Annotated in this window: 12 protein-coding genes and 1 pseudogene; 9 read left to right on the top strand and 4 right to left on the bottom strand. The window is 64.2% G+C overall.

The genetic code is table 11. The features are described 5' to 3' along the window. Positions 1-186: 186 nt before the first annotated feature. The 4 genes from K2O50_RS04670 (at position 187) to K2O50_RS04655 (ending at position 3,975) form a co-directional block, all read left to right on the top strand. Positions 187-996 (top strand): nuclear transport factor 2 family protein, encoded by an 810-nt coding sequence (locus tag K2O50_RS04670; RefSeq protein ID WP_050704065.1) that lies wholly within the window; start codon positions 187-189, stop codon positions 994-996. Between the two features lie 65 nt (positions 997-1,061). Further along, positions 1,062-2,468, top strand: a complete 1,407-nt coding sequence (locus K2O50_RS04665; protein ID WP_050704064.1) for an FAD-binding oxidoreductase — start codon at positions 1,062-1,064, stop codon at positions 2,466-2,468. 33 nt (positions 2,469-2,501) lie between these two features. Continuing rightward, positions 2,502-2,843 carry a cupin domain-containing protein gene (locus tag K2O50_RS04660; RefSeq protein WP_050704063.1) on the top strand — a complete coding sequence of 114 codons (342 nt, stop codon included), beginning with the start codon at positions 2,502-2,504 and terminating at the stop codon, positions 2,841-2,843. A 52-nt stretch (positions 2,844-2,895) separates the two neighbouring features. Beyond that, a complete protein-coding gene (locus tag K2O50_RS04655; RefSeq protein ID WP_050704062.1) occupies positions 2,896-3,975 on the top strand; it encodes a polyamine ABC transporter substrate-binding protein in 1,080 nt (359 codons plus the stop codon). A 159-nt stretch (positions 3,976-4,134) separates the two neighbouring features. Here K2O50_RS04655 and K2O50_RS04650 read toward each other — a convergent pair whose 3' ends face one another. Continuing rightward, entirely contained in the window at positions 4,135-5,718 is a 1,584-nt protein-coding gene (locus K2O50_RS04650; protein ID WP_028689614.1) for a peptide chain release factor 3, read from the bottom strand. Positions 5,719-6,255: 537 nt separating this feature from the next. Between K2O50_RS04650 and K2O50_RS04645 the strand changes: the two genes are divergently transcribed. The 4 genes from K2O50_RS04645 to K2O50_RS04630 are packed head-to-tail and all read left to right on the top strand — an operon-like array spanning position 6,256 to position 9,698. After that, positions 6,256-6,969, top strand: a complete 714-nt coding sequence (locus tag K2O50_RS04645; protein ID WP_028689613.1) for an ABC transporter permease — start codon at positions 6,256-6,258, stop codon at positions 6,967-6,969. A 13-nt stretch (positions 6,970-6,982) separates the two neighbouring features. Next, a complete protein-coding gene (locus K2O50_RS04640; protein ID WP_050704061.1) occupies positions 6,983-7,894 on the top strand; it encodes a glycine betaine ABC transporter substrate-binding protein in 912 nt (303 codons plus the stop codon). Continuing rightward, on the top strand, positions 7,891-8,544 hold the full coding sequence (locus tag K2O50_RS04635; RefSeq protein ID WP_050704060.1) for an ABC transporter permease: 654 nt from the start codon (positions 7,891-7,893) through the stop codon (positions 8,542-8,544). The genes K2O50_RS04640 and K2O50_RS04635 overlap by 4 nt, the downstream gene beginning before the upstream one ends. Then, the gene (locus tag K2O50_RS04630) at positions 8,541-9,698 is read left to right on the top strand and encodes a betaine/proline/choline family ABC transporter ATP-binding protein (RefSeq protein WP_050704059.1); all 1,158 of its coding nucleotides are present in this window, start codon (positions 8,541-8,543) and stop codon (positions 9,696-9,698) included. Before K2O50_RS04635 ends, K2O50_RS04630 begins: the two co-directional genes overlap by 4 nt. 115 nt (positions 9,699-9,813) lie before the next feature. Here K2O50_RS04630 and K2O50_RS04625 read toward each other — a convergent pair whose 3' ends face one another. The 3 genes and pseudogenes from K2O50_RS04625 to K2O50_RS04615 all read right to left on the bottom strand — a co-directional run. Then, a complete protein-coding gene (locus K2O50_RS04625) occupies positions 9,814-12,231 on the bottom strand; it encodes a TonB-dependent siderophore receptor (RefSeq protein ID WP_050704058.1) in 2,418 nt (805 codons plus the stop codon). A gap of 108 nt (positions 12,232-12,339) precedes the next feature. Continuing rightward, positions 12,340-13,323 (bottom strand): FecR family protein, encoded by a 984-nt coding sequence (locus K2O50_RS04620; RefSeq protein ID WP_050704057.1) that lies wholly within the window; start codon positions 13,321-13,323, stop codon positions 12,340-12,342. A gap of 10 nt (positions 13,324-13,333) precedes the next feature. Then, a pseudogene (locus tag K2O50_RS04615) lies at positions 13,334-13,801 on the bottom strand (sigma-70 family RNA polymerase sigma factor); the annotation flags it as partial. Between the two features lie 656 nt (positions 13,802-14,457). Between K2O50_RS04615 and K2O50_RS04610 the strand changes: the two are divergent. After that, positions 14,458-15,621 carry a type III PLP-dependent enzyme gene (locus K2O50_RS04610; protein ID WP_050704056.1) on the top strand — a complete coding sequence of 388 codons (1,164 nt, stop codon included), beginning with the start codon at positions 14,458-14,460 and terminating at the stop codon, positions 15,619-15,621. The last annotated feature ends 149 nt before the right edge of the window (positions 15,622-15,770 follow it).

The raw sequence follows: 15,770 nt of genomic DNA, 5'->3' as shown, positions 1-15,770 counted from the left end.
TATCGAGCGCATGGCCGTTCTCCTCGTTCGGTGTTGATCAAAAGAAGTGCAGCCCCCATGCCAGCCGTATCAAAAAATTACATTCATACGAATCAAGCCCTTAGCCGTTAACTGCTCCGGAAAACCGTGCAAAATGCCGGATCCGTGGCCTTGCGCCTGGGTTTTCTGCAATGCACTATCGAGCCCATGACCGCCACTCCCCTCCCCGACGGCCCCGGGCAGACCCCGCTCACCGCCGACACCGTCATGCGCTACCACCTGTGCTGGAAGCATCGCGACCTGGACGGGGTGATGGCGCTCTACCACCCGGACATCCAGTACCACGACTTCTTCCAGAACCGCGTGCTCGGCTTCGACGAGCTGCGTGACTACGTGCGCGCCTGCCTGCCCCATGAAGCCGGCGAGGACATCGTCCACAGCGACCGCATCCGCGTCGACGGCTGCACCGCGTTCATCCAGTACCAGGTCACGGTCCAGGGTGGCGAGGGGCTGGTGGCGTTCCAGTCCAGCGAAGCGATCACGGTCAGGGACGGGCTGATCTGGCGGGTCAACGAATACGCCACCCTGGTACGCCAGGGCGGCAACGCCAGGCTGCCGGGCGGCCCGCGTCCGGCCACCAGCCGCTTGGGCCTGTCACCGCGCCAGCTGTCGACCATGGCCCAGGACCTGGAGCATTACTTCCAGGCCCAACGCCCCTATCTCGACCCGGAACTCGACCTGCAGCAGGTCGCCGACGAAAGCGGCTACAGCCGCAACCAGATCTCCTACCTGCTCAACCAGGTGCTCGGCCAGAGCTTCTACCGCTACGTCAACCAGGCACGCCTGCAACACCTGATGGCCAGCCTCGGCGCCGGCAGTGCCCGCACGCCCATCGACGAACTGGCGTTCAACGCAGGCTTCAACTCGCTGTCGGCCTTCTACAAGTGCTTTCGCGAGCACACCGGCCTGTCGCCCAAGGCCTACCTCAAGCAAATTTCCCTGCGTGCACGCACGTAAGACAGCCCACCTCGCGCTTCACTAGGATCGTCCACAGACCTTGACCGGATGTGGAGCCCGACCCGATGCAACCCCTGCGCACGATCAGCCTGTGGATGGACCAGCTCGACGAGCCCCTGTGCGCGCGCCCGGCCCTGCGCCAGGACCTCGATGTCGATGTGTGCATCATCGGTGCCGGCTACACCGGCCTGTGGACCGCCTACTACCTCAAGCGCCAGGCACCGCAGCTGAACATCGCCGTGATCGAGGCCAACATCGCCGGCTTCGGTGCCTCCGGGCGCAACGGCGGCTGGCTGATGGGCAACCTGCTGGGTGAGGATCGCCTGCTAGCCACGCTCTCCCCGCAGCAGCGGCGTGAAAGCATCGACCTGCTGCACGGCATCCCCGACGAAGTCCACGACGTGCTGCTGCGCGAAGGCATCGCCTGCGACTACCGCAAGGGCGGGGTGCTGTACTGCGCCGCTCGCTACCCGGAACAGGAGCGCAGCCTGCGCGCCTGGCTCGATGACCTCTACCGCCAGGGCATGAACGAAGACGACTACCGCTGGCTGCGCCCCGAACAGCTGGATGCCCAGTTGAAGGTGAGCAACCCCTACGGCGCCCTCTACAGCCCGCATGTGGCCACGATCCAACCGGCCAGATTGGTGCGCGGCCTGGCGCGGACGGTCGAAGCCATGGGCGTGCCGATCTACGAGAACACCCCGGCCGTCGACTGGCAGACCGGCGAAGTGCGCACCCCGCTGGCACGCATCCGCAGCCACTGGGTGGTGCCGGCCGTCGAAGGCTACGCCGCCAGCCTGCCCCCCCTCGGGCGGCACCAGTTGCCGGTGCAGAGCCTGCTGGTGGCCACCGAACCGCTGCCCGAGTCGACCTGGGAACAGATCGGCCTGAGCCAGGGCCAGGCCTTCAGCGAAAACAGCCGCCAGGTCACCTATGGCCAGCGCAGCGCCGACAACCGCCTGGTGTTCGGCGCCCGCGGCGGCTACCGCTTCGGTGGTCGCTTGCGCGAGGACTTCACCCTCACCGACAACGAGATCGAGCTGCGCCGCTACCTGTTCGGCGAACTGTTCCCGCAGCTCAAGCATGTGCGCATCACCCACTCCTGGGGCGGCAACCTGGGCATGGCCCGGCGCTTCCGCCCGCACATGCTGTGCGATCGCCAACGCGGCATCGCCCTGTCCGGCGGCTACGGCGGCGAAGGCGTCGGCGCCACCAACCTGGGCGGACGCACCCTGGCGGCACTGATCCTTGGCCAGCACAACGCGCTCACCGCCCAGCCCTGGGTGCACGACAACCGCCCACTGTCGAGCCTGGCCAGCTGGCCACCGGAGCCCTGCCGCTGGCTGGGCTACAACGCGATCATCCAGAGTTTCGTCCACGAGGACCGGACCCTCGCCAACCCAGCCAGCGCCCCCTGGCGGCGGCGCCTGGCCAGCGGGTTGGCCGACTTCATGGAAGGCTTCATGCACTGACTTCCCTTCATCACCACACAGGATCCACCGGTCATGAGCATCACCCAGTTCAAGCACACCGACAGCGTCATCCTGGACAGTTCCACCCCGGTCGCCGTGCCCCTCGGCGAGCCGGTCGCGGTCACCTCGGTCACTTGCGTCGAACGCAATGACGGCGTCGAGACCGGGATCTGGGAGTGCACCCCGGGGCGCTGGCGGCGGCAGATCGTGCAACAGGAGTTCTGCCACTTCATCAAGGGCCGCTGCACCTTCACCCCAGACGGCGGCGAGCCGCTACTCATAGAAGCCGGAGACGCCCTGATGCTACCGGCCAACAGCCTCGGCACCTGGGATATCCAGGAGACCGTGCGCAAGACCTACGTCCTGATTTTCTGATCCGCTGATCGCCTGCCTTCGATAACAACAGACAAAGCAAGGTAACCCCGACATGCGCACGCTCCTTCTCGCTCCCCTGATGCTGGCCGCAAGCGTTGCCGGCGCCGCCGACTCGGTGAAGATCTACAACTGGTCGAGCTACATCGCCCCGGACACCCTGAAGAGCTTCCAGCAAACCACCGGCATCGTGCCCACCTACGATGTGTTCGACAGCAACGAGACACTCGACGGCAAGCTGATGACCGGCCACTCCGGCTACGACGTGGTGTTCCCTTCCAACCACTTCATGGCCCGGCAGATCCAGGGCAAGGCCCTGAAGAAACTGGACAAGTCGCAGCTGCCGAACTGGAAGAACCTCAACCCGGTGCTGCTCAAGGCGCTGGAGGTGAACGACCCGGGCAACCAGTACGGCTTCCCCTACCTGTGGGGCAGCACCGGCATCGGCTACAACATCGACAAGGTCAAGGCGGTGCTCGGCGACAACGCGCCCATCGATTCGTGGGACCTGTTCTTCAAGCCCGAATACCTCTCCAAGCTCAAGAGCTGCGGCGTGGCGGTGCTGGACAACGGCCCCGAGCTGCTACCGATCGCCCTGCACTACCTGGGCCTGCCGCACCACAGCCAGAACCCGGCGGACTACGACAAGGCCAAGGCGTTGCTGATGAAGGTGCGACCGTACATCAGCTACTTCCACTCCTCGAAGTACACCGGCGACCTGGCCAATGGCGACGTGTGCCTGGTGGTGGGCTTCTCGGGAGACGTGCTGCAGGCGAAGAACCGCGCCGAGGAGGCGAAGAACGGGGTGAAGGTGGGCTACTCGATCCCGAAGGAAGGCGCGCCGATGTGGTTCGACATGGTCGCCATGCCGGCCGATGCGCCCAATGAGAAAGCCGGGTACGCGTATATGAACTATCTGTTGCAGCCGGAGGTGATGGCGAACATCAGCAACTTCGTGCAGTACGCCAATGGCAACCAGCAGGCGGACGCGCTGGTGGACCCGGCGATGAAGGGCAACACGATGATCTACCCGAGCGCGGATGTGATGGGCAAGTTGTATGCGCTGGAGGCGATGCCGGCGAAGATCGATCGCATCAGGACGCGGATCTGGACCAGCATAAAAGCGGGGAATTGATTGCGGGTATTATGCGGCCCCTGTAGGAGCGGCCTTGTGCCGCGAAAGGGCTGCGTAGCGGCCCCAGGATTCAATGTTAATCAAAGATCGCTGGGGCCGCTTTGCGGCCCTTTCGCGGCACAAGGCCGCTCCTACAGGGTCAAGTGCAGGCCTTCAGAATCAGTGATGCTCGCGAGTCGCGCGGAACTTGATGTCCGGCCAGCGCTCTTCCATCAGCGACAGGTTGACCCGGGTCGGGGCCAGGTAGGTCAGGTGACCGCCGCCGTCGATGGCCAGGTTCTCCATGGCCTTGTTCTGGAATTCCTCGAGCTTCTTCTTGTCGTCGCAGCTGATCCAGCGCGCCGACCAGACGGTGATCGGCTCGTAGGCGCACTCGACCTTGTACTCTTCCTTCAGGCGGCTGGCGACCACATCGAACTGCAGCACACCGACCGCGCCAAGGATGATGTCGTTGCTGCGCTCAGGGAAGAACACCTGAGTCGCGCCCTCTTCGGCCAGCTGCTGCAGGCCCTGGCGCAGCTGCTTGGATTTCAGCGGGTCCTTCAGGCGCACGCGGCGGAACAGCTCCGGGGCGAAGTGCGGGATACCGGTGAAGCCCAGTGCCTCGCCTTCGGTGAAGGTGTCGCCGATCTGGATGGTGCCGTGGTTGTGCAGGCCGATGATGTCGCCGGCATAGGCCTCTTCCAGCTGCTCGCGCTCGGAGGAAAAGAAGGTCAGCGCATCGCCGATGCGCAGGTCCTTGTTGATCCGCACATGGCGCATCTTCATGCCCTTCTCGTACTTGCCCGAGCAGATGCGCATGAAGGCGATGCGGTCGCGGTGTTTCGGGTCCATGTTCGCCTGGATCTTGAACACGAAGCCGGTGAACTTCTCTTCCACGGGCTCCACGGTACGCTCATGGGCCACCCGGCCCAGCGGGCGCGGCGCCCAGTCGACGACCGCGTCGAGCACATGGTCGACACCGAAGTTGCCCAGGGCGGTACCGAAGAACACCGGAGTCAGCTGGCCGTTGATGAATTCGTCCTGGTTGAACTCGTGGCAGGCACCCTGCACCAGCTCCAGTTGCTCGACGAAGGAATCATACTGGTCGCCCAGGTGCGCGCGGGCCTCGTCGGAATCGAGGTTCTGGATGATCTTGGCTTCGGTGCGCTCGTGGCCGTGGCCCGGGGTGTAGACGACGATGTAGTCGCCGGTGAGGTGGTACACACCCTTGAAGTCGCGGTAGCAACCGATCGGCCAGGTGATCGGCGCGGCCTTGATTTTCAGGACCGCCTCGATCTCGTCGAGCAGTTCGATCGGGTCGCGGATGTCACGGTCGAGTTTGTTGATGAAGCTGACGATCGGCGTGTCGCGCAGGCGGCAGACGTCCATCAGGGCGATGGTGCGCGGCTCTACACCCTTACCACCGTCGAGCACCATCAGCGCCGAGTCCACCGCGGTCAGGGTGCGGTAGGTATCTTCCGAGAAGTCCTCGTGACCGGGGGTGTCGAGCAGGTTGATCATGTGCTCGCGGTAGGGGAACTGCATCACCGAGGTGGTGATGGAGATGCCGCGCTGCTTCTCCATTTCCATCCAGTCGGAGGTGGCGTGGCGGTCGGACTTGCGCGACTTCACGGTACCCGCGACGGAGATCGCCTTGCCCATCAGCAGGAGCTTCTCGGTGATGGTGGTCTTACCGGCGTCGGGGTGGGAAATGATTGCGAAAGTGCGGCGCTTCGCGACTTCGGCGGCCTGGTTGGTCATGGGAAATCGCCTGACTGGGGATTCAAAAAGGGGCGATATCATACCTGAAGTCGGGGCATGGGCCAAAATCTGCTGAAGCCAATGCACCTGTTCCGGCCTCTTCGCGGGTAAACCCGCTCCCACAGGAGTTGCACAAGACTCAAAGACTGCGGGGATCCTGTGGGAGCGGGTTTACCCGCGAAAAGGCCCGTGATCGCTCAAGCGTTAGCCTGGTCACGACAAATGGCTACAAAGCAGTTTTTTCAACGCCCAGAGCGCATGAATCCGAAATTTTCTCTCGATGCTTTTCCATCTTTCCAGTGATTAACACTGGCCAAACGCCGCCCCAGATGGGAACCTTTCCCTCCACGGAGACGTCCACTCCCCTGCAACCCGCTTCGGTTCAGGGCTGGTTTCACCTGCTTCACGAGCCCGACGGGGTTCGGCTCATGGCCTGATGCCGCGCATCGGGCTGCTGCTCGCGACCACGCTGCCCGCCGCCAGGAATGGCCGGCCGCACGGGGGTGTGATCGCCGACTATAAAAAAGGAGTCCGCCTGTGGCTGCACGCTACGGAAAAGGGCTGTTGGGATGGGCCGCCGTGCTCGTCATCCTGGCCCTGCTGGTCCACTGGATCGGCATCGACACGATCGCCCGCTACCGCGACGATCTTGGGTTCTACCTGCAAGCGCACCTGGTCCTGGTGCTGGCTTCGATGGCGGCGGCGCTGGCCGTGGGCATCCCCGCCGGCATTGCCCTGAGTCGACCGCACCGGGTCGACAAGGCCGAGCGCTTCATGCAGTTCTTCAACGTTGGCAACACCATCCCTCCCCTGGCCGTCCTGGCCATCGCCCTGAGTATCCTGGGCATCGGCGCAGGTCCCGCAATCTTCGCGCTGTTCCTCGCCTCCCTGCTGCCCATTGTGCGCAATACCTACGAGGGCCTGAAAAACGTCCCCGCCTCGCTCAAGGAAGCCGCCACAGGCATCGGCATGACCCCGCGCCAGCAGCTGTGGCAGGTGGAACTGCCCAATGCCGTGCCGATCATCGTCGGCGGCGTGCGCGTGGCCCTGGCGCTGAACGTCGGTACCGCGCCGCTGGCGTTTTTGATCGGCGCCAACAGCCTGGGCAGCCTGATCTTCCCCGGCATCGCCCTGAACAACCAGCCGCAGCTGTTGCTGGGCGCCGCGTGCACCGCGCTGCTCGCCCTGGCGCTCGATGCGCTGGTGAGTTTCTCCAGCAAGCGCTGGCTGGAACGTGGCCTGGCCCGATAACGAGAGGGAAACCATGAAGAAGACAATCGCCCTGTTGCTGGGCGCGGCCCTGCTATGCGCAGTCTTTGCCCAGGCAGCGGACAAACCGCTGATCCGCATCGGCGCCCGGGTGTTCACCGAACAGACCGTGCTCGCCGAAATCACCGCCCAGTACCTGCGCGCCAACGGCTTCGACGTGCGGGTGACCGCCGGTCTAGGCAGCAACATCGCCCGCCAGGCCCAGGAAACCGGTCAGCTCGACCTGATGTGGGAATACACCGGGGTCTCGCTGGTGTCCTACAACCATATCGACGAGCGCGTGCCCAGCGCCGAGGCCACCTATGCCCGGGTCAAGGCACTCGATGCGAAGAAAGGACTGGTCTGGCTGGCTCCGTCGAAGTTCAGCAACACCTACGCACTGGGGCTGCCCAGGCAGGTCGCCGCGGCCTACCCGCAGGTCAACACCATCAGCGATCTCAACCAGGTGCTGCGTGACGAGCCCGCCCGCAACCACCTGGTGGCCCTGGACACCGAATTCGCCAACCGCCCCGATGGCCTGGTCGGCCTGCGCGAGATGTACGGGCTGCCCTTGGACCGGCGCAACATCCGCCAGATGGATGGCGGCCTGGTCTACACGGCGATGCGCAACAACCAGGTGTTCGCCGGCCTGGTCTACACCACCGACGGGCGCCTGGACGCCTTCGACCTCAAGCTGCTGGAAGACGACAAGCACTATTTCCCCGACTACACCGCGGCGCCCGTGCTGCGCAAGGCGGTGCTCGACGCCCACCCACGACTGGCCACCCTGCTCGAGCCATTGGCCAATGAGCTCGACGATCAGACCATGCGCAAGCTCAACGCCCAGGTCGATGTCGAACACCAGAGCCCGACCGTGGTCGCCGCGACATTCCTGCGTGAGCATTCACTCGGCGAGGTACAACCATGAACCTGCTCGACACCTTTGCCCACCTCGACTGGGCGCAAGTCCTGCAACTGACCGGGCAGCACGTCACCCTGGTCGGCATCGCCGTGGGCCTGGCCATCGTCGTCGGTGTGCCGCTGGGCATCCTGATGACCCGCTTCCCGGTGTTCGCCGGCCCCCTGCAAGCCAGTGCCACGGTGCTGCTGACCATCCCCTCGATCGCCCTGTTCGGCCTGCTGCTGCCGTTCTACTCGAAGTTCGGCCAGGGCCTGGGGCCGCTGCCGGCGATCACCGCCGTGTTCCTTTATTCACTGCTGCCGATCCTGCGCAACACCTACCTGGCCCTGACCAACGTCGAGCCGGGCATTCGCGAGGCCGCCCGCGGCATCGGCATGACCTTCGGCCAGCGCCTGCGCATGGTCGAGCTGCCCATCGCCGTGCCGGTGATCCTGGCCGGCGTGCGCACCGCCGTGGTGATGAACATCGGCGTGATGACCATCGCCGCGACCATCGGCGCCGGTGGCCTGGGCGTGCTCATCCTCACCGCCATCAGCCGCAGCGACATGTCGATGCTGCTGGTCGGCGCCGTGCTGGTCAGCCTGCTGGCGATCATCGCCGACCTGCTCCTGCAAACCCTGCAACGTGCCCTGACTCCGGAAGGACTGCGCCCATGATCGAACTGAAGAACCTCAGCAAGACCTTCAACGTCGACGGCAAGGACGTCAAAGCCGTCGACGCGGTAAGCCTCACCGTCAACGAGGGCGAAATCTGCGTGTTCCTCGGCCCCTCGGGCTGCGGCAAGAGCACCACGCTGAAGATGATCAACCGCCTGATCACCCCGACCTCGGGCCAGGTGTTCATCAACGGCGAAGACACCAGCGCGCTGGACGAGGTAACCCTGCGTCGTCATATCGGCTATGTGATCCAGCAGATCGGCCTGTTCCCGAACATGACCATCGAGGAGAACATCACCGTGGTCCCGCGCCTGCTCGGCTGGGACAAGCAGAAATGCCACGACCGCGCCCGCGAGCTGATGCACATGATCAAGCTCGAGCCCAAGCAGTACCTGCAGCGCTACCCGCGCGAGCTCTCCGGCGGCCAGCAACAGCGTATCGGCGTGATCCGCGCGCTGGCCGCCGAGGCGCCGGTGCTGCTGATGGACGAGCCGTTCGGCGCGGTCGACCCGATCAACCGCGAGATGATCCAGAACGAGTTCTTCGAGATGCAGCGGGCGCTGAACAAGACGGTGATCATGGTCAGCCATGACATCGACGAGGCGATCAAGCTGGGCGACAAGATCGCCATCTTCCGCGCCGGCAAGTTGCTGCAGCTGGATCACCCGGACACCTTGCTAGCCCATCCCGTGGACGATTTCGTCAGCAACTTCGTCGGCCAGGACAGCACGCTCAAGCGCCTGCTGCTGGTGCGGGCCGAGGATGCCGCGGACAACGCGCCGTCGGTGAGCCCGCAAACGCCGGTGAACGACGCGCTGGAACTGCTGGACGAGCATGACCGACGCTACGTGGTGGTTACCGATGGGCAGAACAAGGCGCTGGGCTATGTGCGTCGGCGCGACATGCACCGCCAACAGGGGACGTGCGGGGATTTCCTGCGGCCGTTCAATGCCACCGCGGCGCATGACGAGCACCTGCGCATCCTGCTGTCGCGGATGTACGAGTTCAACCGGGCGTGGTTGCCGGTGCTGGATGCCGAAGGGATGTTTTTGGGGGAGGTGACGCAGGAGTCGATTGCGGCGTACCTGAGTTCTGGACGCTCGCGAGGTGGCAAGACCAGTATCGTGTCGCCTGCCGAAGCAGTGGCCTCCTGATAGAAAGCCGGGGGCGCTTTGCGCCCCTTTCGCGGCACAAGGCCGCTCCTACAGAGGAATGCGATCTCCTGTAGGAGCGGCCTTGTGCCGCGAAAGGACCGCAAAGCGGTCCCATTCAGAACCCTACACTGGCCTGCACATAAAACGTGCGCGGCTCACCCACATAGATCCCGGCGTTGTTGTCGCTGGAGCGGGTGAAGTACTGCTTGTCGAAGAGGTTCTTCACCCCTGCCGCCAGCTTCAGGTTCGACAGCTGCGGCCCGAAGTCATACCCGCCACGGGCATGCCAGGTCACGTACCCCGGAATATCGCCATACTGACCGTCAGCACTCGGCTCGGTGATGTAGTCACCGTTGAAACTGCCGTTGGCATTGATCCCGGTCCCCGGCGCACGCTGCTTGGATTGGGCGTAGGCATCCAGGTTCCAGGTCCAGCGGTTGACGGCGTAACGCAGCCCGGCGGTGGCCACCTGGCGCGAGTAGAACGGCAGGTCGCGGCCCTTGAAGCCGGGAATCTCCCCTTCATAGGTAGCGCGGGTATAGGTATAGCCACCATTGACCGACAGACCTTCCAGGCGCGGGTCGAGCCCGGCCAGGTCGTAGCGTACCGAGGCTTCGATACCCTGGTGCTTGGTCGCCCCCAGGTTGGTCCAGCCGACATCGTTGCTGATGTACTGCAGCTCGTCGTCGAAGTCGATGTAGAACGCGGTCAGCTCACCGGCAAAACCGCCGTTGTCGTAGCGCGTACCCACTTCGTAGGTCTTGGCTTTCTCCGGCTCAAGGCCATTGGCCGTGCTGTTGCCGGTACCGCCCTGGCCCAGCTGGAAGTACTGCAGGCTGCCGAACGAGGTCTCGTAGTTGGCGAACAGCTTCCAGGCGTCGGACATGTGGTACATCACGCTCAGCGCCGGCAGCGGCTCGTTGCTGGTGATGCTGCGGTTCTTCTCCGGCACCGGGCGATAGTTGGCGTCCATCACCGGGCGATCGCGCCAGTCGGTGTTGATGTGCTCGAAGCGGATGCCCGGGGTGATGGTCCAGTTGCCGACGTCGATCTTGTCATCGATGTAGTAGGCGCTGGCCTCGGTACCGCCGCTGCGGTCCTGGAACACATGGCCGTCGGAGGTCGGGGTGACGGTGGGCACGTTGTCGACCAGGGCCAGGCGCGTGGACTGCTCGCGCATGGCTTCCTTGAGGTAGCGATAGCCGACGCTGACTTCCTGGGTGGTCGGGCCGACGAAGAAGATCCGCGACAGGCGTGGTTCGATGGCGAAGGTGTGGTAATTGCGCGGGTACGACGACAGGGTCTTCATGTCGCGCGCGGCGATGGCGCTGCCACGGAAACTGTCGGTGTAGTAGGTCAGCACCTCGAACTGGGTGGCGTCGTCGATCTGCCGCAACCACTTGAACGACACGTCCTTGCGCCGGCCACTGAAGTAGTCGTAGTCACGCACCGACTGGTAGGGATCGTGGTCGTACTGGGCCTGGGTCAGGCCGCCGGGCATGTCGGCACGGCCGTCGTAGTAGTGGAAGTTGAGCCAGAACTCGTCGACATCGGTCGGCGCCCAGTGGGTCTTGAGCATCACGTCGTCGATATCGTTGTCGTTGTTGCTGCTGCGATAGCCGTCACCGTTCACGCCGGTGTACAGCAGCGCCACGCCCATGCCGTTGTCGGCGGTGCCGCCGACGAAGGCCGACTCGGTGTGCTTCCAGCCGCCATGGCGGGAAGTCTCCAGGGTGGTGGACAACTCGCCGGTGGCCTTCTCGGGAATCGCCCGGGTCACGAAGTTGATCACCCCGCCGACGTTCTGCGGGCCATAGCGCACGGAACCGGCGCCGCGCACCACGTCGATGCTGTCGAGGTTGCCCGAGGAGATCGGCGCCATCGACAGCTGCGGCTGGCCGTAAGGGGCGAAGGCCGCCGGGATGCCGTCGATCAGCACGGTCGAGCGCGGCGACAGGCGCGAGGTAAGGCCGCGCACGCCGACGTTCAGCGACAGGTCGCTGCCGCCGGTGCCGTTGGAGTCCTGCACCTGCACGCCGGGGATGCCGCGCAAGGCGTCGCGCACGTTCATCGTGCCCTTCTCCACCATCGCTTCGCGGCGCACCACGGTGCGGGCGCCGGGGTGGTTCTGCACCACGCTCTGCTGGGCGTCGCCCAGCCAGTCCCCGACCACTTTCACATCGGTGGGCGCCAGCTCCAGGCTGCCGCTGGTCAGGCTGCCGGCGGCCTGGACCGGCTTGACCACCACGGTGTCCGCAGACTGCTCGAAGGTCAGCCCGCTGCCTTGCAGCAGTTGCTGCAGGGCCTGCTCCGGCGCCAGGTTGCCGGACACCGCCGGGGCCTGCTTGCCGTCCACCAGTTCGGGGCTGAAGAACAGCTGCAGGTGGGTCTGCTGGCCCAGTTGCTTGAGTGCGCCCGCCAATGGCTGGGCCTGGATCTGGATGCTGTCGGCGTAGCTGTTGCCGGCGGCGGCGCTGACCGCCAGGGCCAGCGCCAGGCGGCGCAGCTGGAGAAGGGGCTTATTGTTGTTCACGTCTTCGAGGGGTCCTGAGAGTCGGAATAAACGCCAACTGCATGCAAATGGAAATGCTTGGCAGTTGCAGCTGGCGGGGAAGACGAACGAACGGAAAAAAACCTGAATTTATTTCAGAACAATTTCGCTGGAGCCATCCGGACGGGTCTTCACCTGCACCGGCAGGATGCTCGGCAGCGCCCGCAGCAGCGCGTCCGGGTCGTCAGTGCTGAAGGTGCTCGACAGGCGCAGCGCGGCGGCCTTGCCGGGTGCCACATGCAGCGGCTGGGCGCGGTAGCGGGAGACTTCCGCCACCACCTCGCTCAACGGCGCGTTGTCGAACACCAGCTTGCCCTGGCGCCAGGCGGTCACGGCGTTGGCATCGATGGCATAGGGTGCGGCGACCTTGCCCTGGGCGTCGATATGCGAACCCTGCCCGGCACCGAGCAGCGCCAGCGACTCGGCTGCGCCCTGCACCTTCACCGAACCCTGCTCCACCGCCACGCGAGTGCTGGTCGGCTCTTGGCGCACATCGAAGCGGGTGCCGGTGACGGTGACTTCACCCTGTGCGGTGCTCACCACGAAAGGCCGGCCACTGTCGTGGGCAACGATGAACATCGCCTCGCCCGCCCCCAGGCGTACATGGCGTTGCCCCGAAGAGAACATCACCTGCACCTGGGTGGCACTGTTGAGTTCCAGTCGTGATCCGTCCGGCAGTTCGACCTGACGCCGCTCGCCCAGGGCCGTGCTCAACGTGTCCTGATGGTTGAGCTGCTGGTACTGCCAACCTGTCCAGCCCAGCCCCAGCGCGGCCACCGCCACACCGGCCGCCAAGGCCTGGCGCAGCAGACGGCGGCGTGGAAGCTGGCGCACCGGCTCGGGCTGGCACAGCGCTTCGAGGCGTTGTCGAGGGATGAAATCGGCGGCGCGCCACAACTGTACCAGCCGCTGGTATTCCTCACGATGGCGATCGTGCTGCGCCAGCCAGGCCTGCAAGGCCTGCTGCACGGCGCTGTCATGCGGCGCCTCCTGGGCCCGGGCGAACCAGCTGGCCGCCTGCTCGCCCACGGGGTCGGGCGCGTGCTGTCTGAACAATGGGGTCTCCTGACTCATCTGGCCGACAGTGCTCACGCAGATGTCGGAGCGTGCGGATCATATACTTTTCGACCATGTTCTTGGTCAAACCCATGCGCTCGGCGATCTCGGCCTGGGTCAGGCCCTCGAGCTTCTGCCAGATGAACACCCGGCGGCAGTTGAGCGGCAGCTCGGCCAGCGCCCGCTCGACGCTGTCGGCCAGTTCCAGGGCATGCACATAGGCCTCCGGATCGCTGCCATTGGCGGCGCCGTCGGCGAACGCCTCAAGTTCCAGTGCCTGGCGACGGTCCTCGCGGCGAAAGCCATCGACGGCGATGTTGCGGGCGGTCTGGTGCAGGTAGGCACGCGGCTGCTCGACCTGCTCGTTCGGGTTTTCCAGAACCCGGACAAAAGCGTCGTGAGTGAGGTCCTCGGCCTGCTGACGACTGCGCAACTTGCGCGTCCAGGTGCCGATCAGCTCATGGTAGTGGTCGAGGAAGCCTTTGTGTCCGGACACGTTCGGGGTCGTCAGGGAGGCAGATGAGGTCGCGAATAGTAATGTTTCTCATCAAGGACGGCAATCGGCCCAGTCTTGAGCCGACCAAGGGTGGCTTCCGGTGTCGGTAACAAAAAATTTATGGCGATTTCGAAAAAAATGACGGGCGTCACGCCGTGGCCATAAATATGAACACTCTCCGGAAAAACCCCGTTCACCCCACAACCCCGACAAACGGTCTTCTGCCGATTCTTCGGCTCTTTCGCGGCGAAAGCCAGCCAACATGCAAAGAACCCAGCTATCAGCCGTTCGCGACCAGATCGCCACCTATTCCACAATTTTTAACGCTTGTGGCCTTTTCCGGAACATCCGCGCCACGCATCGGTCGGTTATTGCAGCGGTGGGGCATCGATCCACGACGAACACCCCGGACCTGCCTGTTGATCTTGCGGTTTTCACGTCCTAAAGTGCGCGCCGAACGTCCATGCTGGAAACGATCCATCCGGCTCAAGTACTGACGACGAGACAGCAAGGTCACCCGCCGCCCTTTCCCGGCACGGTTGACCTTTTTGCTTTCGGCGACATGCCTTGGGAAGTAGGCGAACCAAAGTGGGGATACGGAGGGCGTTCAGTTTGCTGCCACTTATCTTTTCAGTTTGCCCATGGAGCCCTTGAGCATGTCGATCCAGGTCGAAGACTACTTTGCGCGTGACACCTTCCAGAAGATGAAGGCGTTCGCCGACAAGCAGGAAACCCCGTTCGTACTCATCGATACCCAGATGATCAGCCAGGCCTATGACGACCTGCGCGCCGGTTTCGAGTTCGCCAAGGTCTACTACGCGGTCAAGGCCAACCCTGCGGTCGAGATCATCGACCTGCTCAAGGAGAAAGGCTCGAGCTTCGACATCGCCTCGATCTACGAGCTGGACAAGGTGCTGGGCCGTGGCGTCAGCCCCGACTGCATCAGCTACGGCAACACCATCAAGAAGTCCAAGGACATCCGCTACTTCTTCGAGAAAGGCGTACGCCTGTACGCCACCGACTCCGAAGCCGACCTGCGCAACATCGCCAAGGCCGCGCCGGGCTCGAAGGTCTACGTGCGTATCCTCACCGAAGGCTCCACCACCGCCGACTGGCCGCTGTCGCGCAAGTTCGGCTGCCAGACCGACATGGCCATGGACCTGCTGATCCTCGCCCGCGACCTGGGCCTGGTGCCCTACGGCATCTCCTTCCACGTCGGCTCCCAGCAGCGCGACATCAGCGTGTGGGACGCGGCCATCGCCAAGGTCAAGGTGATCTTCGAGCGCCTGAAGGAAGAAGACGGCATCGAACTGAAGCTGATCAACATGGGTGGCGGCTTCCCGGCCAACTACATCACCCGCACCAACAGCCTGGAAACCTACGCCGAAGAGATCATCCGCTTCCTCAAGGAAGACTTCGGCGACGACCTGCCGGAAATCATCCTCGAGCCAGGCCGTTCGCTGATCGCCAACGCCGGCATCCTGGTCAGTGAAGTGGTGCTGGTGGCGCGCAAGTCGCGTACCGCAGTCGAGCGCTGGATCTACACCGACGTGGGCAAGTTCTCCGGCCTGATCGAAACCATGGACGAGGCGATCAAGTTCCCGATCTGGACCGAGAAGAAAGGCGAGACCGAGGAAGTGGTGATCGCCGGCCCGACCTGCGACAGCGCCGACATCATGTACGAGAACTACAAGTACGGCCTGCCGCTGAACCTGGCGATCGGCGACCGCCTGTACTGGCTGTCCACCGGTGCCTACACCACCAGCTACAGCGCGGTGGAGTTCAACGGCTTCCCGCCGCTGAAGGCCTACTACCTGTAATGCACAACGGGGCCGCAAGGCCCCGTTTTCATATGCCGCCCTGCCCCACTCTGTAGGAGCGGCCTTGTGCCGCGAAAGGGCCGCATGGCGGCCCCAGGCTTTCAGCGTTAACGCATCAATCGCCGGGGCCGCTGAGCGGCCCTTTCGCG

This window comes from Pseudomonas sp. 2hn, assembly GCF_019646095.1.
GTDB lineage: Bacteria > Pseudomonadota > Gammaproteobacteria > Pseudomonadales > Pseudomonadaceae > Aquipseudomonas > Aquipseudomonas peradeniyensis.
Note: the sequence above shows the minus strand (reverse complement) of the source record. Positions and strands in the feature narration are given on the sequence as shown.

Excerpts from the sequence above, each read along its gene's own strand:
- K2O50_RS04670 (WP_050704065.1), top strand. The coding sequence starts at position 187 with ATGACCGCCACTCCCCTCCCCGACGGCCCCGGGCAGACCCCGCTCACC.
- K2O50_RS04665 (WP_050704064.1), top strand. The coding sequence starts at position 1,062 with ATGCAACCCCTGCGCACGATCAGCCTGTGGATGGACCAGCTCGACGAG.
- K2O50_RS04660 (WP_050704063.1), top strand. The coding sequence starts at position 2,502 with ATGAGCATCACCCAGTTCAAGCACACCGACAGCGTCATCCTGGACAGT.
- K2O50_RS04655 (WP_050704062.1), top strand. The coding sequence starts at position 2,896 with ATGCGCACGCTCCTTCTCGCTCCCCTGATGCTGGCCGCAAGCGTTGCC.
- K2O50_RS04650 (WP_028689614.1), bottom strand. The coding sequence starts at position 5,718 with ATGACCAACCAGGCCGCCGAAGTCGCGAAGCGCCGCACTTTCGCAATC.
- K2O50_RS04640 (WP_050704061.1), top strand. The coding sequence starts at position 6,983 with ATGAAGAAGACAATCGCCCTGTTGCTGGGCGCGGCCCTGCTATGCGCA.
- K2O50_RS04635 (WP_050704060.1), top strand. The coding sequence starts at position 7,891 with ATGAACCTGCTCGACACCTTTGCCCACCTCGACTGGGCGCAAGTCCTG.
- K2O50_RS04630 (WP_050704059.1), top strand. The coding sequence starts at position 8,541 with ATGATCGAACTGAAGAACCTCAGCAAGACCTTCAACGTCGACGGCAAG.
- K2O50_RS04620 (WP_050704057.1), bottom strand. The coding sequence starts at position 13,323 with ATGAGTCAGGAGACCCCATTGTTCAGACAGCACGCGCCCGACCCCGTG.
- K2O50_RS04610 (WP_050704056.1), top strand. The coding sequence starts at position 14,458 with ATGTCGATCCAGGTCGAAGACTACTTTGCGCGTGACACCTTCCAGAAG.